Annotated in this window: 17 protein-coding genes; 7 read left to right on the top strand and 10 right to left on the bottom strand. The window is 70.3% G+C overall.

Features of this window, described 5'->3' with window-relative positions; translation table 11 throughout:
- The first annotated feature begins 6 nt into the window (after positions 1-6).
- Together OHN19_RS15040 and OHN19_RS15045 are read left to right on the top strand one after the other, a co-directional pair.
- Entirely contained in the window at positions 7-699 is a 693-nt protein-coding gene (locus OHN19_RS15040; protein WP_330264678.1) for a DUF402 domain-containing protein, read from the top strand.
- 292 nt (positions 700-991) lie between these two features.
- Positions 992-3,106 (top strand): SpoIIE family protein phosphatase, encoded by a 2,115-nt coding sequence (locus tag OHN19_RS15045; protein ID WP_330264679.1) that lies wholly within the window; start codon positions 992-994, stop codon positions 3,104-3,106.
- Between the two features lie 90 nt (positions 3,107-3,196).
- Here the strand turns inward: OHN19_RS15045 and OHN19_RS15050 are convergent, their stop codons facing one another.
- Positions 3,197-5,551: a transglycosylase domain-containing protein gene (locus OHN19_RS15050; protein WP_330264680.1), complete on the bottom strand. Its 2,355-nt coding sequence runs from the start codon at positions 5,549-5,551 to the stop codon at positions 3,197-3,199.
- A 238-nt stretch (positions 5,552-5,789) separates the two neighbouring features.
- Here OHN19_RS15050 and OHN19_RS15055 point away from each other — a divergent pair, with 238 nt between their 5' ends.
- From OHN19_RS15055 to OHN19_RS15075, 5 genes are all read left to right on the top strand, one after another.
- Positions 5,790-6,707 (top strand): SPFH domain-containing protein, encoded by a 918-nt coding sequence (locus OHN19_RS15055; protein WP_330264681.1) that lies wholly within the window; start codon positions 5,790-5,792, stop codon positions 6,705-6,707.
- On the top strand, positions 6,653-6,949 hold the full coding sequence (locus OHN19_RS15060) for a hypothetical protein (RefSeq protein WP_391191392.1): 297 nt from the start codon (positions 6,653-6,655) through the stop codon (positions 6,947-6,949). The genes OHN19_RS15055 and OHN19_RS15060 overlap by 55 nt, the downstream gene beginning before the upstream one ends.
- A gap of 117 nt (positions 6,950-7,066) precedes the next feature.
- Entirely contained in the window at positions 7,067-7,588 is a 522-nt protein-coding gene (locus OHN19_RS15065) for a PadR family transcriptional regulator (RefSeq protein WP_330264683.1), read from the top strand.
- Positions 7,585-8,271, top strand: a complete 687-nt coding sequence (locus tag OHN19_RS15070; RefSeq protein ID WP_020136838.1) for an ABC transporter ATP-binding protein — start codon at positions 7,585-7,587, stop codon at positions 8,269-8,271. Before OHN19_RS15065 ends, OHN19_RS15070 begins: the two co-directional genes overlap by 4 nt.
- Complete coding sequence (locus OHN19_RS15075; protein WP_330264684.1) at positions 8,268-10,631, top strand: ABC transporter permease; 2,364 nt, start codon at positions 8,268-8,270, stop codon at positions 10,629-10,631. The genes OHN19_RS15070 and OHN19_RS15075 overlap by 4 nt, the downstream gene beginning before the upstream one ends.
- A 22-nt stretch (positions 10,632-10,653) precedes the next feature.
- On the opposite strand, the gene OHN19_RS15080 is transcribed toward OHN19_RS15075, so the two are convergent.
- The 9 genes from OHN19_RS15080 to OHN19_RS15120 form a co-directional block, all read right to left on the bottom strand.
- Positions 10,654-11,082, bottom strand: coding sequence for a hypothetical protein (locus tag OHN19_RS15080; RefSeq protein WP_037719954.1), 429 nt, complete (start codon positions 11,080-11,082; stop codon positions 10,654-10,656).
- 4 nt (positions 11,083-11,086) lie between these two features.
- The gene (locus tag OHN19_RS15085) at positions 11,087-11,485 is read right to left on the bottom strand and encodes a roadblock/LC7 domain-containing protein (RefSeq protein ID WP_330264685.1); all 399 of its coding nucleotides are present in this window, start codon (positions 11,483-11,485) and stop codon (positions 11,087-11,089) included.
- A 42-nt stretch (positions 11,486-11,527) separates the two neighbouring features.
- Positions 11,528-12,346, bottom strand: coding sequence for a MarR family transcriptional regulator (locus OHN19_RS15090; protein WP_330264686.1), 819 nt, complete (start codon positions 12,344-12,346; stop codon positions 11,528-11,530).
- Between the two features lie 155 nt (positions 12,347-12,501).
- Positions 12,502-13,875 (bottom strand): AI-2E family transporter, encoded by a 1,374-nt coding sequence (locus tag OHN19_RS15095; protein WP_330264687.1) that lies wholly within the window; start codon positions 13,873-13,875, stop codon positions 12,502-12,504.
- 132 nt (positions 13,876-14,007) lie between these two features.
- On the bottom strand, positions 14,008-14,664 hold the full coding sequence (locus tag OHN19_RS15100) for a transglycosylase SLT domain-containing protein (protein WP_330264688.1): 657 nt from the start codon (positions 14,662-14,664) through the stop codon (positions 14,008-14,010).
- Between the two features lie 9 nt (positions 14,665-14,673).
- Positions 14,674-15,357, bottom strand: a complete 684-nt coding sequence (locus OHN19_RS15105) for a lytic transglycosylase domain-containing protein (RefSeq protein WP_330264689.1) — start codon at positions 15,355-15,357, stop codon at positions 14,674-14,676.
- Between the two features lie 398 nt (positions 15,358-15,755).
- Positions 15,756-17,081 (bottom strand): PhoH family protein, encoded by a 1,326-nt coding sequence (locus tag OHN19_RS15110; RefSeq protein WP_123762819.1) that lies wholly within the window; start codon positions 17,079-17,081, stop codon positions 15,756-15,758.
- A 326-nt stretch (positions 17,082-17,407) separates the two neighbouring features.
- Positions 17,408-18,181: an isoprenyl transferase gene (locus OHN19_RS15115; protein ID WP_330264690.1), complete on the bottom strand. Its 774-nt coding sequence runs from the start codon at positions 18,179-18,181 to the stop codon at positions 17,408-17,410.
- 663 nt (positions 18,182-18,844) lie between these two features.
- Entirely contained in the window at positions 18,845-19,648 is an 804-nt protein-coding gene (locus OHN19_RS15120) for a methyltransferase domain-containing protein (RefSeq protein ID WP_330264691.1), read from the bottom strand.
- Positions 19,649-19,735 lie beyond the last annotated feature (87 nt).

Below are 19,735 nucleotides of genomic sequence, written 5' to 3' on the forward strand. Positions count from 1 at the left end.
CTGGTCATGGCAGACGGTGGAGCGGTGAGAGCAGTGGAAGCGGGTACGTCGGCGCACTTCTGGGAGCCCGGGAGTCAGATCCTGTGGCGCTACCGGGAGAACGCGGGCGCCCAGTTCCACATCGCCCGCCCCGTCACCGTCGTACGCGACGACGCGGAACTGCTCGCCGTGTGGCTGGCACCGGGCACCGAGTGTGTGAAGCCGGTGCTGGCCGACGGCACCTCCGTGCACGCCGAGCCGCTGGAGTCCCGTTACACCAAGCCGCGGACCGTGCAGCGGGACCGCTGGTTCGGCACCGGGGTGCTGAAGCTGGCGCGGCCCGGTCTGCCGTGGTCGGTGTGGCTGTTCTGGGAGCCGGGCTGGCGGTTCAAGAACTGGTACGTGAACCTCGAGGAGCCCCTGGTCCGTTGGGCCGGGGGCGTGGACTCCGAGGACCACTTCCTGGACATCACCGTGGATCCCGACCGCAGTTGGCAGTGGCGGGACGAGGACGAGTTCGCGCAGGCCCAGCAGGACGGCCTGATGGGCCCCGACCTGGCCGAACAGGTCCGGGCCGCGGGCCGCTCCGCGGTGGAGGTGATCCGCGCCTGGGGCCCGCCGTTCTCGGACGGCTGGCCCGACTGGCGGCCCGATCCGTCCTGGACTGTGCCGCTCCTTCCGGAAGACTGGGACCGTACGCCCGCGCACTTGTCCTCATGAGACCCTTGATGCGCCCCCGGGCTGCAAACGTAGGATCGTCCTCCGCAAGAGTGCGCAGCGGCAACTACCGGAGCGGGCACTGGGCTTGACCGATCGTCACCGAGGGGCGGCAGGACGTGAGCGTGGGGTACGAGGGCAACACCGGTACGGGCCGACGGTTCGCCGCCACGGCGGGAACTGCCCCTGACCACGCGGAAATTCCGTTCCTGGGACACGCATTCCGGGTATCGGGATTTCGGCGGGACCCACTGCGCGTACGGCGCGCAGCCCCGGACGGACGGATTCGACACGCGTGACGGAGCACCCGACCTCCTTCGAACGCCCCCAGCCGGGCGTCGACCCGACGGACCCCGGCGGGGCGCTGCTGCGTTCCCCGGTGCCCGCTCCCGCCCCGGGCGTCGAGACCCCGGCCGCTTTACCTGTTCAGGCCCGCTCCGGTGACCCGGACCCGGCCCCCGTCCTCCAGAGCAGCAACAGCAAGACCGGCACCACCGGCAACCACAAGGACATGGGCATGAACCCGGCCGGTACCGGCCCCGAGCACTCCCAGCCGACCGCCGCCGAGCAGGACCCGCACCGCCCGCGGCCCGTCTCCGAGGCGGTCCCGGTCCAGCCGGGCGGCGAGGACGACCGGTCGCAGGGCGGCGACGAACGCCGTACCGGACAGGGTCTGCCCCCGGGCCGGCCCACTCCGATGCGCCGGGACGGCGACCGGCTGCGCTTCGTGGGCGCGGCCACCCGCCGGATCGCCCGGGGCATCGACCTGGACGAGATCGTCATGGGGCTGTGTCGGGCGACCGTGCCGACCTTCTCGGACGCGATCCTGGTCTATCTGCGCGACCCGCTGCCGGTGGGCGACGAGCGGCCCACCGGGCCCCTGGTGCTCCGGCTGCGGCGCAGCGACCGGATCCCGCAGCAGGAGCGGGATCTGGAGGACGGCATCCTGCCGGTGCCGGTGCCGGAGAACCCGTCCGAACTGGACGCGCTCGGCACCGAACTGTGCGAGGTGCAGCCCGGCAGCGCGCTCGCCGAGGTGCTGCGCGGGGTGCGCCCGGTCTTCACGGACACTCCCGCCGCCCATGCCGCGCTGCCGGAACTGCTCGGCGAGGGTGTCGAGTTCGCCGTGCCGTCGGGCCGCCGCGCGATCCTCGCCCCGCTGCGCGGCCGGCGCCGGGTCATCGGCGCCGCGCTGTTCCTGCGCCGCCCGGACCGCATCCCCTTCGACCCGGACGACCTCCTGGTCGCCGCCCAGCTCGCCACGCACAGCGCGCTGGGCATCGACAAGGCGGTGCTGTACGGCCGTGAGGCGTACATCGCCGACGAGTTGCAGCGCACGATGCTCCCGGAGACCCTGCCCCGGCCGACCGGTGTCCGGCTGGCCTCGCGCTATCTGCCCGCCGCCGAGACGGCCCGGGTGGGCGGCGACTGGTACGACGCGATCCCGCTGCCGGGCAGCCGCGTCGCCCTGGTCGTGGGTGACGTCATGGGGCACTCCATGACCTCCGCGGCGATCATGGGCCAGCTGCGCACGACCGCGCAGACCCTCGCCGGGCTCGACCTGCCGCCGCAGGAGGTGCTGCACCACCTCGACGAACAGGCCCAGCGGCTCGGCACGGACCGTATGGCGACCTGCCTCTACGCCGTCTACGACCCGGTCTCGCACCGGATCACCATCGCCAACGCCGGGCACCCGCCGCCGGTGCTGCTGCATCTGGGTGGCCGTGCGGAGGTGCTCCGGGTGCCGCCGGGCGCGCCGATCGGTGTCGGGGGCGTCGACTTCGAGGCCGTGGAGCTGGACGCTCCCGCGGGGGCGACCCTCCTGCTGTACACGGACGGGCTCGTGGAGTCCAGGCTGCGGGACGTGTGGACCGGGATAGAGCAGCTGCGGGAGAAGCTCGCCGCGACCGCGCAGCTGACCGGGCCGGATCATCCGCCGCCGCTGGAAGCCCTGTGCGACGAGGTGCTCGACATGCTCGGTCCCGGTGACCGGGACGACGACATCGCGCTGCTCGCGGCCCGCTTCGACGGGATCGCGCCGAGTGATGTGGCGTACTGGTTCCTGGAGCCGGAGGACGCGGCGCCGGGGCGGGCCCGGCGGCTCGCGCGGCGGGCGCTGTCCCGTTGGGGCATGGAGGATCTCACCGACTCCGTCGAGCTGTTGGTGAGCGAGGTCGTCACCAACGCCGTGCGGTACGCGACCCGGCCGGTGACGCTCCGGCTGCTGCGGACCGATGTGCTGCGGTGCGAGGTCGGCGACGACGTGCCGCAGCTGCCCCGGCTGCGGCAGGCCCGGGCGACGGACGAGGGCGGCCGGGGGCTCTACCTGGTGAACCGCCTGGCCCGGCGGTGGGGTGCCACGCGGCTGAGCACCGGCAAGGTGGTCTGGTTCGAGCTCAACCGGGGCTAGCCCCTGGGGTTCGAGCTCGACCGGGGCCGGCCCCGGGAACGACGGGAGGGGGCGCCCGGCACAGGCCGGGCGCCCCCTCCTTTTCGGTCGCTACTGATCGTCGTTCGGGTCGAACGGGTTCTCAGGTGTGGTCGGGGTGTTCTGCGGTGTCGACGGCGGGACCGACACCGGTGGACTCGTCGTCGGGGTGTTCTGCGGAGTCGTCGGCGGGGTCGTCGTCGGCGTCTGCGACGGGGTCTGCGACGGCTTCTCCGTGGTCGGGGTCGACGACGGGGTGTCGGACGGCGTCACCGACGGGCTCGGCGTCCAGGAGGGCTGGACCGCGGCACCCTGGTCGGTTTCCAGGTCGAACTTGGTGTTCTTGCCCGCGACACCGAAGGTGTACGCCGCCCAGATCTGCGCCGGGAAGCCACCGCCGTTGACCCGGGGCAGGCCGGCGGTGTTGTACATCTTGCTCTGGCCGCCGGTCTTGTAGTCCTCGCCGAACAGACCGACCGAGGTCACCAGGTCCGGGGTGAAGCCGGTGAACCAGGCCGACTTGTTGTCGTCGGAGGTACCCGTCTTGCCGGCCACCTTGCGGCCGTCGCGGGCCGGGTTCTCCGCCACGGACACCTTGGCCGTACCGTCGTCGACCACGCCCGTCAGCACCGAGGTCACGGTGTCGGCGGCCTCCCTGCTGATCACCTGCTCGCCGATCGGGTCGGGCATCCGGTACTCGGTGCCGCCCTGCTCGGCCGACTTGATGATGGTCGGCGTGACCTGCTTGCCGTGGTTGTCGAGGGTGGCGTAGACGCCGGCCATCTGGATCGGGCTCGCGCCCATGGTGCCCAGGGTGTAGGCGGGCAGCGGCTTGAGCTTGCCGGTGTCCATGCCGAGCTTGGTGGCCGTCGCCAGCACCTTGTCCATGCCGACGTCGACGCCCATCTGCGCGAAGACGGAGTTGATGGACTTGTTCATCGCCGTCTGGACGGTGACCTGCTTGCCGTAGTCCTGGTCGTCCTCGTTCTCGGGGGCGAAGCCGACCTTGTCCCCGTTGCTGTCCACGACCTGGCGCTTGCTGGTGCCGTCGTAGATCGTGTCGGCGCCGATCGGCTTGCCGCCCTGCGTCTCGGAGTTGTTCTCCAGCGCGGCGGCGAGGATGACCGGCTTGAAGGTCGAGGCGGGCTGGTAGTCGGTGCGGTTGGCGTTGCTGTAGAAGTGCTTGGTGTAGTCCGTGCCGCCGTACAGGGCGACGATCTTCCCCGTCTTGGGGTCGACGGAGGCCGCGCCGGCCTGGACGTTCCTGTCGACCGTCCGCTTCTTCGGGTCCAGCTTGCTGGTCAGCTGGGTCTTGACCGCCTTCTCCAGCTGGGCCTGCTTCTTCTTGTCGATGTTCAGGGTGAAGGTCCACCCGGCGTTCTCGACCCGGGCCTCCGCCTCGTCCTGGGTGATGCCCTCCTTGGCCATCATCTGCTTCTCGAGCTGCTGCTTGGCGAGCTTGACGAAGTAGCCCTTCTGGCCCTCCAGACCGGGGGCGGCCTTGGGCTCCTTGGGCACCGGGAACGTCATCTTGTCCCGCTCGCTCTGGCTCAGCCAGCCCTGCCCGACCATGTTGTTCAGGACGTAGTTCCAGCGCTCCTGCACCAGCTTCTTGCCGGTGGGGGTGGCGACCGCCCAGTCGTACTGGCTCGGGGCCTGGAGCAGCGCGGCGAGATACGCGCCCTGCGCCACGTTGAGCTTCTTGGCGTCGACGCGGTAGTAGTCCTGGGCGGCGGCCTGGATGCCGTAGGCGCCGCGGCCGTAGTAGCTGGTGTTGATGTAGCCCGCGAGGATGTCGTCCTTGGGCGTCTCGCGGTCCACCTTCAGCGAGATGACCAGTTCCTTCAGCTTGCGCGTGACGGTCTGGTCCTGGTCGAGGTAGTAGTTCTTGACGTACTGCTGGGTGATCGTGGAGCCACCCTGCTTGCCCTTGCCGGAGAGGGTGTTGAAGAGACCGCGGGCGATGCCCTTGAGGTCGACTCCCGCGTCCGTGTAGAAGGTCTTGTTCTCCGCCGCCACGAAGGTGCGCTGGACCGGCTTGGGCACCTCGGAGAGGTCCACGATCTCGCGGTTGGTGTCGCCCTCGCGGGCCATGACCGAGCCGTTGCTGTACTTGTAGATGTTGCTCTGTTCCTGGGCCTTCGCGTTGCCCTTGGGCACGTCGATCATCATGTACATCACGACGAAGGCGCCGATACCGAGCAGACAGACGGCGAAGAAGGTGCCGAGGATCTTCTTCCAGGTGAAGAGCCGGCGTATGCCGCTCTTACCCTTCTTGGCGCCCTTCTTACCGCGGGCGGCGGCCTTGCGCGCCGCGGCCCTGCCGCCGGTCGCGACGCCCTCGCTCGGCGTCCCGGACGAGCGCGTGGGCGGCGCCGCGCGGTGGCCACCGCGCTGACGTGCTCTTCTCTCTTCCGCTCGTCCCATGGGTCGACTCGCTCCGCTTCCTCATCGGCGGCCACACAGGTTCGTGGCTCAGGTCAGCTCAGAAAGCTAACACCGGTCTATATGACACAGGACCTTCGATCCGGTCTCAGGGGGGCGTGAGAATCAGCACCCGCCCCCTCGGAACCAGACCTCCGGGAGGGCTTCAAGGTTGCCGCGAAGGGGTAAAGTGATATCACTTAGATAGAAGAGAGCTAGTCACACGAAACGGGGGATCCTCATGTCCGCACACGACACCGAACCCATCGCCGACGCACCCGACATGCCCGCCCCGCGGGTACGGGAGGTCCCCGCGCACAGCATCGGCGGCGCGCTCGCGCTGCTGCTGGGCCTGCTCGGGCTGCTGCTCGCCGTCTATCTGCTCGCGCTCAGCGGGGAAGGCCCGGCCTTCGCGATCGCCGGCGCCCTCGTGCTGGTCGCCGCGATCATCTCGCTGCGCGGCCTGAACACGGTCGCGCCGGGCGAGGCGCGGGTCGTCCAGCTCTTCGGCCGCTACAAGGGCACGATCCGCAAGGACGGCCTGCGCTGGGTGAACCCCTTCACCTCCCGTACCAAGATCTCCACCCGGGTCCGCAACCACGAGACCGCCGTCCTCAAGGTCAACGACGCCTACGGCAACCCGATCGAGCTCGCCGCGGTCGTGGTGTGGAAGGTCGAGGACACCGCGCAGGCCACCTTCGAGGTCGACAACTTCGTGAAGTTCGTCGCCACCCAGACCGAGACGGCCGTACGGCACATCGCGATCGAGTACCCCTACGACGCCCACGACGAGGACGGGCTCTCGCTGCGCGGCAACGCCGACGAGATCACCCAGAAGCTCGCCGGCGAGCTGCACGCGCGTGTGGAGACGGCCGGGGTCCAGATCATCGAGTCCCGCTTCACGCACCTCGCCTACGCGCCCGAGATCGCCTCGGCGATGCTCCAGCGGCAGCAGGCCGGGGCGGTCGTCGCGGCCCGGCGCCAGATCGTGGAGGGCGCGGTCGGCATGGTCGAGGAGGCGCTGGCCCGGATCACCGAGCGGGACATCGTCGAGCTGGACGAGGAGCGCAAGGCGGCGATGGTGTCCAACCTGATGGTGGTGCTGTGCGGCGACCGGGCCCCGCAGCCGGTCCTCAACACCGGGACGCTCTACCAGTGACGGCACCATCCGAGGGGGGGTCCCCCGAGCGCCGGCCTCAGCAGCGCAAGCAGGTGCTGCTGAGGCTGGACCCGCTGGTGTACGAGGCACTGGCGCGGTGGGCCGGGGACGACCTGCGGTCGGCCAACGCGCAGATCGAGTTCCTGCTGCGCCGGGCGCTGAAGGAGGCCGGCCGGCTGCCCGGCGACACCGGACCGCTACCGCGCCGGGGACGGCCACCCAAGGACCCCCGCGAGCCCTAGGTCGCGCGTAGCAGAACCGTGACAATCGGCCCCCACCTGCGGCTGCTCACCCCCTGACACCCACCTACACACTGCGCGTATACATGCGGGGTATACACCGCATGTACAGTCCTCCCCATGTCCATCGGTCACACCCTCCTAGGGCTCCTGGAGTCGGGCCCCCGCCACGGCTACGACCTCAAGCGGGCCTTCGACGAGAAGTTCGGTCACGACCGGCCGCTGCACTACGGCCAGGTCTACTCGACGATGTCCCGCCTGCTGAAGAACGGGCTCGTCGAAGTCGACGGGATCGAGCCCGGCGGCGGCCCCGAGCGCAAGCGGTACGCCATCACGGACGCCGGGATCACCGACGTACAGCGATGGCTCGCGACGCCCGAGAAGCCCGAGCCGTACCTCCAGTCCACGCTGTACACCAAGGTCGTCCTCGCGCTGCTCACCCACCGCGACGCGGGCGACATCCTCGACACCCAGCGTGCCGAGCACCTGCGGATGATGCGCATCCTCACGGACCGCAAGCGCAGGGGCGACCTCGCGGACCAGCTGATCTGCGACCACGCCCTGTTCCACCTGGAAGCCGACCTGCGCTGGCTGGAGCTGACCGCCGCGCGTCTCGACAAACTCGCGGAGGTGGTCAAGTGACCCCGGCCGGTTCCCTGCTCGTCGCCGACGCGCTGCACAAGGCGTACGGCCCCACCGTCGCGCTCGACGGCGCCGAGTTCTCCATCCACCCCGGCGAGGTCGTCGCCGTCATGGGCCCCTCCGGGTCCGGCAAGTCGACCCTGCTGCACTGTCTGGCCGGGATCGTCACCCCCGACTCGGGCTCGATCCTCTACAACGGCCGCGAGATGGCCACCATGAACGACGCCGAGCGCAGCGCCCTCCGGCGCTCCGAGTTCGGGTTCGTCTTCCAGTTCGGGCAGCTGGTGCCCGAACTGACCTGCGTCGAGAACGTGGCGCTGCCGCTGCGCCTCAACGGCACCTCCCGCAAGGAGGCCGAGAAGGCCGCGCTCGGCTGGATGGAGCGCCTGGAGGTCGACGACCTCCGCAAGAAGCGGCCCGGTGAGGTGTCCGGCGGCCAGGGGCAGCGGGTGGCCGTGGCCCGGTCCCTGGTGACCAACCCGCGCGTGCTGTTCGCGGACGAGCCGACCGGTGCCCTCGACTCCCTCAACGGCGAGCGGGTCATGGAGCTGCTCACCGAGGCGGCCCGGTCCACCAACGCGGCCGTCGTCCTCGTCACGCACGAGGCACGGGTCGCCGCCTACTCCGACCGCGAGATCGTCGTACGGGACGGGAAGTCCCGGGACATGGAGCGGGTCGTATGAAACTCGGGCAGTGGTGGCGAGACCTCGCCATGGGGGTCCGGTTCGCCTTCGCGGGCGGACGCGAGGGGTGGGTCCGGGCGCTGCTGACCGCGGTCGGCGTCGGACTCGGGGTGGCGTTGCTGCTGCTGACCACCGCGCTGCCGAACGCGCTGGCGGTCCGGCACGAGCGGGGCGACGCCCGCGCGGACATCAACTACGGGCAGGAGATCAAGAAGGCCGACAACACCCTGCTGTCGGGGAACGCGTCGACCACCTTCCGGGACACCGACATCCGCGGCCGGGACCTGGAGCCCGAGGGGCCCAGGGCGCCCCTGCCGCCCGGCGTCGCGAAGTTCCCCGCGGTCGGCGAGATGGTCGTCTCCCCCGCGCTGAAGAAGCTGCTGGAGTCCGAGGACGGCAAGCTGCTGCGGGAGCGGCTGCCGAACCGGATCGCCGGGACGATCGCCGAGAGCGGGCTGATCGGCTCCCACGAACTCGCCTTCTACCGCGGGGCCAAGGGGCTCGCCGCCCAGGACATCAACGGCGCCGGGATCAGCCGCATCGACAAGTACGGCAACCCGAACCCGACCGAGTCGGACTCCGACCCGGTGCTGGTGCTGCTGGTCCTGGTCGTCTTCGTGGTGCTGCTGATGCCGGTCGCCGTGTTCATCACCGCGGCCGTCCGCTTCGGCGGCGAGCGGCGCGACCGACGGCTCGCGGCCCTGCGTCTGGTGGGCGCCGACGGCCGCTCGACCCGGCGGATCGCCGCCGGCGAGGCGCTGGCGGGCGCGGTGCTCGGACTGGTCCTCGGCACGGTGTTCTTCCTGATCGGCCGTGAAGTGGCGGGCTCCGTCGAGCTGTTCGGGCAGAGCGTGTTCCCGAGCTATCTCAACCCCTCCCTGCTGCTGGCCCTGCTGGTCGCGGTCGCGGTGCCGGCGGCGGCCGTCCTGGTGACGCTGCTCGCCCTGCGGGGCGTGGTGATCGAGCCGCTCGGCGTGGTGCGTACGGCGAAGCCCGCGCGACGCCGGCTGTGGTGGCGGCTGCTGCTGCCGCTGGCCGGGCTCGGGATGCTGTACCCGATGGTCGGACAGGGCCGGGACGGCGGCGACTTCAACCAGTACCTCGTCACCGGCGGTGTCATCCTGCTGCTGGTCGGTGTGACCACCCTGCTGCCCTGGATCGTCGAGGCGGTCGTGGCCCGGCTGGGCGCGGGCGCGGTGTCCTGGCAACTGGCGGTGCGCAGGCTCCAGTTGAGCAGCGGCACGGCGGCCCGGATGGTCAACGGCATCGCGGTGGCCGTGGCCGGCGCGATCGCGCTCCAGATGCTGTTCGCGGCCACCGAGAGCGACTACACCAAGGACACCGGCTACGACATCTCTCGGGCGCAGATGCAGGTGACCGTCCCGAAGGGGAAGGCGCTCGCGGCGACCGCGAAGGAACTGGCCGAGACCAAGGGCGTCCGGCAGGTGTACGCGTTCGACGAGGGCTTCGTCAACGACGGGACGGGCGAGGACGCGAACTGGGCCCGGGTGACCGTCGCCGACTGCACGTCCCTGCGTGAGGTGGCCAAGCTGCCCTCCTGCCGCGACGGCGATGTCTTCGTCTCGCATGTCGCGCCGTCGGCGGGCGAGGGCGACACCGACAGGCAGAGCACCGATGACGAGTCGGATGTGACGGCACGGCCCGGCCAGAAGCTCTACTTCGACACCTCCGAGGCCGCGGAGAAGCAGACCTCGGTCGTCTGGACCGTCCCGAAGGCCGTCAAGCAGGCGGAGTCCATCGCCGACCCGACGGGCTACCGGCGCGGCGGCATCCTGGTCACCCCGGGCGCCTTCCCGGCGCAGGCGGCGAAGGCCGTGCGCGGAGAGATCTATGTGCGGGTGGACGACTCGCTGCCGGACGCACGCGACTACGTCCGCAACACGGCCGCCCGGATCAACCCGTACGAGGAGCCCATGACCTGGGTGTCCACCGAGAGCAACGACCGTTACTCCTCCATCCGCACCGGCCTGTTCGTGGGCGCGGTCTGTGTCCTAGCGCTGATCGGGGCGAGCCTGCTGGTCTCCCAGCTGGAGCAGCTGCGGGAGCGCAAGAAGCTGCTGTCGGCGCTGGTCGCCTTCGGTACCAGGCGGCGCACCCTGAGCCTGTCGGTGCTGTGGCAGACGGCGATCCCGGTCGGGCTGGGTCTGCTGCTGGCCTCGGCGGTGGGGCTGACGCTGGGCGTGGTCCTGCTGCGGATGACCGACACCCCGGTGCGGGTGGACTGGTCGAGCGTGCTGTCGATGACCGGCGTGGGCGCGGGTGTCGTCCTCGTGGTGACGCTGCTGAGCCTGCCGCCGCTGCTCAGGCTGATGCGCCCGGACGGGCTGCGGACGGAGTAACCGCCCGCAGCCGGCCGTCCGTTCAGAGGCTGTACTCCTTCACCACCCGCCGGACCTGGGCGAACAGCATGCCGACGTTGACCGACTTGCGGCACACCACGACGGCCACGACGTCCTGCTGTTCGACCAGCCGCACGAACAGGTGCGTGAGGTTCTCGCTGTTGACCAGGATCTCCTGGAAGAAGTGGTTGTCGCTGCTGATCCCGCGACGCTCCTTGAAGACGTCCTCGATCATCACGACGGTACGGCCCTGGAACAGGTCGAGAGTCGCCCCCGCCAGGAGGTCCAGCACCTCCGGGGGGTGGTTCTCGACCGTCTCGTACGACAGCAGCATGCCGGTGGACATGTCGACCACGCCGGAGGCGACGCAGTCGGGAGCGTCGGTACGTAGGGACTTGACCAGGCCCATCACCTGGTCGGAGAAACCTGTGGCCATGCGCTTCGTCGCCATCCCTTCAGACTCCTTCTGATGCTTTCTCGGTCGCCTTGTCGGTGAGGATCGAGCCGATCCGGTTCAAGGTCGGCTGGGTCGCCCGGTGCAGGTGCTCCACATCCATCCCCTCGTCACCGAGCACGACCATCAGGGCGGTGTCGCCGACGGCGTAGAACGCGGCACAGCCGTGGCTGCCGTAGGTCACCGTCCGGCGCAGCGTGCCGCGGGCGGACGCCTCGGCGGTGCGCCGGGCGAGGCCGAGTCCGGCCGCGGCGAGCGCGGCGAGACCCTCCGGGTCGATCGAGTTGGCGGTGTCCGCGGCGATGAGCAGCCCGTCCGCGGCGGCGACCGCGGTGTCGGTGATTCCGGTGACCTGTTCGCGCAGTCCGCGCATTTCGAGCGCCAGGGCTTGGTGATCCATGTACTCAACTCCCCTGAATTCGTTCACATCTGATCGGCTGTTTCATTTCGGTGTTCCATTCCGGAGACGGAAAAAGCTGCCTGGTTTACGGCGGGGCAGATCGCCGTACGCGGGAGGCGGGGGCTGCTCCCCCTGCGGGGGTTTGCGGGGCCGGAGCGCGTGGCCGTCGGGCAGCGCGCGGACCGGGACGGGCGCGGGCGGCGGGGCGCACACCATGAGCCCCTCGTCGAGCATGCGGGCGACCTCGACGGTGACGGTGTAGACCCCGCGGCCGACCCGGAAGGCGAGATCGCGGGCCGTGCGGCGGCCGTCGGCGTGGCTGAGCAGCTCGCGCCGCAGCGCGGTGGATCCCTGGTCGGTGCCCGAGGCCACGGGCCGTTCCCGGTCGGGGTGGACGGGGTACGGCAGTGCGGCCAGGGCGGTGAGCCTGCGGGTCGCGTCCTGGAGCAGCCGCAGGGGTGGCTCACCCAGCGGGACCTGCGCGAACAGCTCGGTGGAGTTGACGCGTTCGCAGCTCTCCACCCGGCCCGCGGCCATCGCGAAGGCGGCGTCGCGCAGGGCGAGCGCGCACACCACCCTGAGCTGCGCGGCACCCGCGTAGCCGTGCGCGATGAGCGCGGTCGCCGGCCAGCGCGAGCCGCCCGACTCCCGCACCAGCTCGGCCCACTGCTCGCCGCTGACCCGCCCGGAGCGCAGCAGCAGGGCCTCGGGGCCGGGGGCGCCGGGGGACTCCACGGCGACCACCCGGCCGTCCCCGAAGTGGAAGGTGCCGCCGGGTGTGCCGCGGACCCGCAGCTCCCCGGTGAAACTGTCACGGCCGCACTCGGCCAGGGCCTGAGCCAGGTGTTCGTGGCCCGACATCACACCCCCCGCCGCCTCGCACATACGCCTGACGCGTAGCGCTGAGGAGGGAATGTGTATCAGTCCGGGCGCATATTCCGGGTGTGGGTTTCCCAGCTGCCGTTAGTTGACGGAAGTTGAGTTCGGCTGGCTGTTCAGATCAGTGCGTTCGGCGCTCATTTGACCGAATCCGAGGGAGGTTTTTCGGGCCCCGGAGACGGTTCCGCCGGCGCCCGGTCGTCCTCCACGGCCGTCTCGTCCTGTTCCTCGTGCTCGTGCTCGTCCTCGTCCCCGGGCGGTCCGGCCGACTGTTCCTCGGCGTACGACTTGAGATAGCTCACCACCGTGTTCGTCACCGCCACCAGCGGTACGGCCACCACCGCGCCGCCGATGCCGGCCACCATGCCGCCCGTCGCCACCGTGAGGACGACCGCGAGGGGGTGGACGCGGACCGCGCGTCCGAGGATGAACGGCTGGAGGATGTGCCCCTCGATCTGCTGGACGGCGAGGACCACCACGAGCGTCATCACCGCGGTGAACACGCCCTGGGTGACCAGCGCGACGAGCACCGCCAGCGCGCCGGAGGCGACCGCGCCGACCAGCGGGATGAAGGAGAACAGGAAGATGAACACGGCCAGCGGGACGGCCATGGGCACCTTGAGGAAGTAGATGCCGATACCGATGAAGACGGCGTCGATGAGGGCCACCAGGACGGTGCCGCGGACGTAGGCGGTCAGGGTGCGCCAGGCACGCGGGCCGGCGCCGGCCACGGCGGGACGGGCGGCCGCGGGGACCAGCTTCAGCGTCCATCCCCAGATGCGGCGGCCGTCGTAGAGCAGGAAGAGGGTGGAGAAGAAGGTCAGCAGGATGCCGGTGAGCGCCTCCACGACGACCTGGACGCCTTCCAGACCCGCGGAGGTGATCTGGTCGGTGTTGGCGCCGACCGCCTCCCGCAGGTTCTTGGCGATCTGGTTGATCTGCTTGTCGGTGACGTGGAAGGGGCTCTTCAGCAGCCAGTTGCGCAGATCGTCGATGCCGTTCTGGATCTGGTCGGAGAGGTCGTCGATGTTCTCCATGACCTGCCAGGTCACGAACCAGCCCAGCAGCCCGATGATGACGAAGCCGAGGATCGCGGTGAGAGCGGTGGCGGGGCCGCGCGGGACGCCGTGCCGCATGAGGCGGGCCACCGTCGGCTGGAGCAGCGCGGTGATGAGCAGGGCGACGACGAAGGCGAAGACGACGAGCTGGACGGAGCTGATGATCCGCATCAGCACCCACACGGTGCCCGCGAGGACCAGGAGCCGCCAGCCGGCCTCGGCGGCGACCCGGACGCCCCACGGCACGGCCTGTGCCGGATCGGGGCGCGGGACCAGCACGACAGGCTCGCGGGACGCGGCGCTCACGGGCTTCCTCGGCTTGCGCCGGGGGCGCGGGGCCGGGTCGGCCTCGGCCTCCTCGCGCTCGACCTCAGCGCGGCGCTCGTCCAACCGCTCTCCCACATCGGTCAGCCGGGCACCGAGCCGACCGATCCACCCTGGCACTCGCGACATGATCCGTCCTCTTCCCCCGTCTCTCCCCACCACTCCCCCTGGAGTCGTCCGGTCCGACCGTACAGGGCAAAAGCCCCTCCCCCTAGGACGGGGAGGGGCTGCGCGGGGTTGAGCGGCCGGGGCGGTTCGTGATCAGTAGTTGCCGTGGGCCTGCCAGTACGACCAGGCGCCACAGGGGCTGCCGTACCGGCTGTTCATGTAGGTGAGGCCCCACTTGATCTGGGTGGCCGGGTTGGTCTGCCAGTCGGCGCCGGCGGAGGCCATCTTGTTGCCGGGCAGGGCCTGGACGAGGCCGTAGGCGCCGGAGGACGGATTGACCGCCAGGTAGTTCCAGGTGGACTCGTGGTTCACGATGTTGCTGAAGCACTGGAACTGCCCGCTGGGCACGATCTGGCGCGCTATGGCCTGGACCTCGGCGACGGTGTACGAGGACTGCTGGGGGAAGATCCCCTTGGCTTCCCGTTCCCTCTTCGCCTTCTCCTCGGCGGCCTCGCGCTTGGCCCGCGCGTCCTTCGCCGCCTGCTCGCGGGCCGCTTCCTCCGCCGACTTCCTGGCTACGGCGTCCGCGGCGACGGCCTGTGTCTCGGCCTGCCGCGCCAGCGGGGCCGCCCGCACCTGGGCCTGTTCGCCGGCGGGTATGTCCGCGAGGAGGGTCGCGTCACCGGCGGACGCCTGGGCGTCGTCGGTGGACTGCGCGGTGCCGGCCTGGGCGACGCCCATGACGGCACCGACAGTGGTGACCGCCGTGGCCGAGACCACGGCGAAGCCACGCGCGGAGTTACGGCTCACGGCTGGGGCCTAGTACCAGTGGTTGGCCTGCCAGAACGACCAGGCCTCGCAGGGGCTGCCGTACCGGCTGTCCATGTAGTTGAGGCCCCACTTGATCTGGGTGGCCGGGTTGGTCTGCCAGTCGGCACCGACCGACGACATCTTGGAGCCCGGCAGGGCCTGGAAGAGACCGTAGGCGCCGGAGGAGGCGTTGACGGCCCGGTAGTTCCAGCTGGACTCGTGGTCCACGATGTTGCTGAAGCACTGGAACTGCCCGCTCGGCACCATCGAGGCAGCCATCGACTGGATCTGCGCGACGGTGTACGAGCTCTGCACCGGGAAACTGGAGGCGCTGCGGCTGGCCTTCTCCTTGGCCTCGGCGCGCTCCTTGGCTTCCTTGGCCGCCTGCTCGGCGGCTTCCTTCTTCTCGATCGCGGACTTGGCGGCGGCCTTGCGGGCCGACTCCTCCGCGATCTTCTTGGCGCTCGCGTCCGCGGCGATGGCCTGGTAGTCGGCCTGCTGCGTGAGGGACGCGGTCTGCACCTGAGCCTGCTCACCCGCGGGGATGTCCGCCAGGAGCGTCGTGTCGGCTGCCGTCGCCTCGGCGTCGTTCGGCTGCGCGACACTGCCGGAGGCGACTCCGACAACGCTTCCTACAGCGGTGACCGCGGTGGCGGAGGCCACTGCGAATCCCCGGACCGAAATCGGGCTCACACGGTTTCCTTCCAGCATCGCCCGCTTCGGTGACCCTGGCGGACGCAATCGTGCCCCTGGACACTGGCCTCCCAACTAACGGGGTCACGGGAGGCACGGGCCCGGTGGGCAACTCCCTTGCGGGGAGCGCCGCATGGTGCGCGGGCGGCATACGGCTTCGACTATGGAGTTGGTGGTGCTGCTGTGGTGCCGTACCGCTGGGGGTACAGGTGTGCCGTATGCGGGGCCTGACAGAACCGAGACTCTGCCGTAACCGGACGCCGGGTGGCAATTCTGAGTTGCGTGTGAAAGCTCACATCCCGTTTGGCCCCAGGGATTTCGAGAAACCTCGACACGCGAAGGCGCCGCCCGGCTAGGCTCTTGGCCTTTCCGGACGGCGCCAACGGGCGGGTACTACCTCAGATTTGGCCGTCCTCCAGCATTTCGGTCACAAGGGCCGCGATCTGGGACCTCTCGGACCTCGTCAGGGTCACATGCGCGAAGAGCGGGTGCCCCTTCAGCTTCTCCACCACGGCGACGACACCGTCGTAGCGACCGACGCGGAGATTGTCCCGCTGTGCCACGTCATGGGTCAGAACGACCCGCGAATTGGCGCCGATTCGGGACAGAACGGTCAGCAGGACGTTCCGCTCCAGGGACTGCGCCTCGTCCACGATCACGAACGCGTCGTGGAGCGAGCGGCCGCGGATGTGGGTGAGCGGCAGGACCTCGAGCATGCCGCGCGCGGTGACCTCCTCGATGACCTCGCGGCTGGTGACCGCGGACAGCGTGTCGAAGACCGCCTGCGCCCAGGGGCTCATCTTCTCGGACTCGGAGCCCGGCAGATAGCCGAGTTCCTGCCCGCCGACCGCGTACAGCGGACGGAAGACCATGACCTTCTGGTGCTGGCGGCGCTCCAGGACCGCCTCCAGGCCCGCGCACAGCGCGAGCGCCGACTTGCCGGTGCCGGCCCGGCCGCCCATGGACACGATCCCGACGTCCGGGTCGAGCAGGATGTCCAGCGCGATGCGCTGCTCCGCGCTGCGGCCCTTGATGCCGAACGCCTCCCGGTCGCCGCGCACCAGACGGATGTTGCCGTCGGGCGAGACCCGGCCGAGCGCCTTGCCGCGCTCGGAGTGGATGGTCAGGCCCGTGTGCACGGGGAGGTCGGAGACCTCGGGGACGTAGACGTGGCCTTCCTCGAAGAGGATGTCCACCTGCTCGCCGGGCAGGGTCACCTCGGACATCCCGGTCCAGCCGGAGGAGTCCGTGATGGCGAGCTCGGCGCGGTACTCCTCGGCGAGAAGGCCGACGGAGGACGCCTTGATCCTGAGCGGGAGGTCCTTCGACACGACGGTGACGTCGAACCCCTCGGCCTGCAGATTGCGGGCGACCGCGAGGATGCGGGAGTCGTTGTCCCCCAGGCGGTAGCCGCTGGGCAGCACGCTGGGGTCCGAGTGATTGAGCTCGACACGGACGGTCCCGCCCAGCTCCCCGATCGGGATGGGGGCGTCGAGACGGCCGTACCGCACCCGGAACTCGTCGAGCAGGCGCAGGGCCTGCCGGGCGAAGTAGCCGAGTTCGGGATGGTGCCTCTTCGCCTCCAGCTCCGTGACCACGACGATGGGGAGCACGACCTCGTGCTCGTCGAAGCGGCTCAGGGCGTTCGGGTCGGCCAGCAGGACGCTGGTGTCGAGAACATAGGTGCGCCGGTCAGGCATACGGCGCTTTGTGCTGGTCACCACGGAAGGACGTACCCCCTCGGATGAGGTCGGGGAGCGACGGAGTGGAGCTGGACCGGTCGACGGCCCGTTTGCACGGGCCGGGAACCGGCCCTCCACTGCTTCTTCCGTGCCGTAACCGCACGGTAAGGCTGGTGCAAAGGGCCTCCCGGGCGGACGGCCCCGTGCCGCCCGCTGAGATCCGACACCCGTGGTTCGGGCATCGACCTGCTTGGCTTATGCCCTCGAACATGCGGTGCCATGCCAGTGCATATGACGGCGCGCTGGTGAACTCCTTGTTACTTCCGTCCCGAACGGGGTATACGGCCGCTTTCTGTGAAGCGGCTGTGTCAGCCGCCGTAGCGCCGGTGGCGGGCCGCGTAGTCGCGCAGGGCGCGCAGGAAGTCGACCTTGCGGAAGGCCGGCCAGAAGACCTCGCAGAAGTAGTACTCGGAGTGCGCGGTCTGCCAGAGCATGAATCCGGACAACCGCTGCTCGCCGCTGGTCCGGATCACCAGGTCGGGGTCGGGCTGGTCGCCGGTGTAGAGGTGGCGGCCGATCATGTCGATGTCGACGGCCTCGGCGAGCTCCTCCATCGAGGTGCCCTTGTCGTGCGCGTCCAGCAGCATCGCCCGTACGGCGTCGGCGATCTCCTGGCGGCCGCCGTAGCCGATGGCGACGTTGACGAGTATTCCGTCGACGTGGGCGGTGGACTCCTCCGCCTCCTTCAGCGCCGTCTGCATCGGGGCGGGCAGCAGGTCGGGGGTGCCGACGTGGTGGACGCGCCAGCGGCCGTCGGCGGCGAGGGTGCGCACGACGTCCTCGATGATGCCGAGGAGGGGGCCGAGCTCCTCCGGAGGGCGGTTGAAGTTGTCCGTCGACAGCAGCCAGAGGGTGACGACCTCGACGTCCGTCTCGGAGCACCAGCCGAGGAACTCCTCGATCTTCTCGGCTCCGGCGCGGTGGCCGTCGACGGGGCTGGAACCGGCGGCCTTCGCCCAGCGGCGGCTGCCGTCCACGATGACACCGATGTGCTTGGGCACCTGGGCGTGGTCCAGGTGGCCCTCCACCCGGCGTGCGTAGAGCCTGACGAGCAGGCCGCGCAGCTTGTCGCGCAGGTTCACGTGATTGTCGCCCCTCCGTGCGGATGCGGTCCCCGCGGACTGAAGGGTACCGGGGGTTGGGGGGCGCCTAATGAGGGGGTGGCTGCGCATGGTTGGCGAGTGCGGGTAGCCGCCGGCCGTTCGCGCAGTTCCCCGCGCCCCTGAGTGGATGGGGTGCCCCCATCCCCGGGAAGCACCCCTGCTCCCCGCATGAAAAAACGGGCCGGTCCGTGGGGGGGAGACGGACCGGCCCGAGGGGGGGTTTCCACCATAACCCTTCGTAAGTGATGCTGCGTGCATCGGCGTGCCACAACTACTCTCCGGAGTCGCGCGGCGACGGCGCGGTGGCCCGTCGAAGCCCAGTTCATGGGGGTTTCGTGGCTGAATCACGGCGGAATCATGGGGACGTACGGCATCGCCCGCGTGGGTGACTCCGGGTCGGAACGTTTCTTTGACGCCGGGAAGTGGGCGCGGCACCGCGCAGCCCCCTCCTCTGCGCGGTGCCACCGCGCAGCTTTGCTGACGCGAATTGCCTCGTGTTGAATTTACGTCAGAAGCGGCCCTGATGCGAGCCGCCTGGGATAACAATGTGGAAACCCCGTGAAGACCATGGAAATCTGGGGTGGAACGGGGCGGGATGCCGTCTTTGTGCCATTTTACGGCTATCCGCAGTGCGGCTTGCGGTTACCCGAGGTGTGGCTTGCGGGCCTCGACGAGGTGTCGGCTGCTGTGGGCGACGAAGGGCCCCTCGGACTCCATTCGCTCGTGCAGGGACCGGAGTTGGGGCTCGTACTGCTCCACGGTGAAGCCCGGGACCATCCACACCACCTTGCGCAGGAAGTGGACGACGGCGGCGATGTCGTGGAACTCGACCCGCAGCCGCTCGGCACGCAGGTCCACGATTTCCAGCCCCGCCGCCTCGGCGGCCGCGCGCTCGCGGTCGGGGTGGCGGTCGGAGCTCTGCTCCGGCGGCTGCGGCCCGAGGAAGTGCTCGACGAGCTCGAAGACGCTGCGCGGGCCCACGTGCTGGGCGAAGTACGTGCCGCCGGGCTGGAGCACCCGGGCGATCTCCGCCCACTGCGGGTCGACCGGGTGCCGGCTGCTGACCAGGTCGAAGGTGGCGTCGGCGAAGGGCAACGGCGCGTCCTCCGGGGTGGCGACGACCACGATGCCGCGCGGGCGCAGCAGGGCGGTGGCCTTGGCCGCGTTGGGCGGCCAGCCCTCGGTGGCCGCGGCCAGCCGGGGTGCCTCGGTTCCCTCTCCCTGGTCGAGGGCGAAGGCCAGGACCTCGCCGCCGCCGGTCTGGAGGTCGAGCGAGGCGGTCGCCGTGGCCAGCCGCCGGGCCAGCGAGCGGGCGTACCCCCACGACGGCCGCGCCTCGGTGGCCCGACCCTCGAACCACGAGAAGTCCCACCCCGCGGTGGGGACGACGGCGCCTTCGGCTACGAGGGCTTCGAAGGTGGGGGTGGGGGTGGGTGGGGTGGTCATGGGGTTGATCGTGACAGGGCGGGGGGTGTGGGCGCTGCCTGTTTTTGTCGCAGGCCGAGTCAGGGGCCGGAGGTCAGGGCGTTCTGC

Source organism: Streptomyces griseorubiginosus, assembly GCF_036345115.1.
GTDB classification, from domain to species: Bacteria; Actinomycetota; Actinomycetes; order Streptomycetales; family Streptomycetaceae; genus Streptomyces; species Streptomyces griseorubiginosus_C.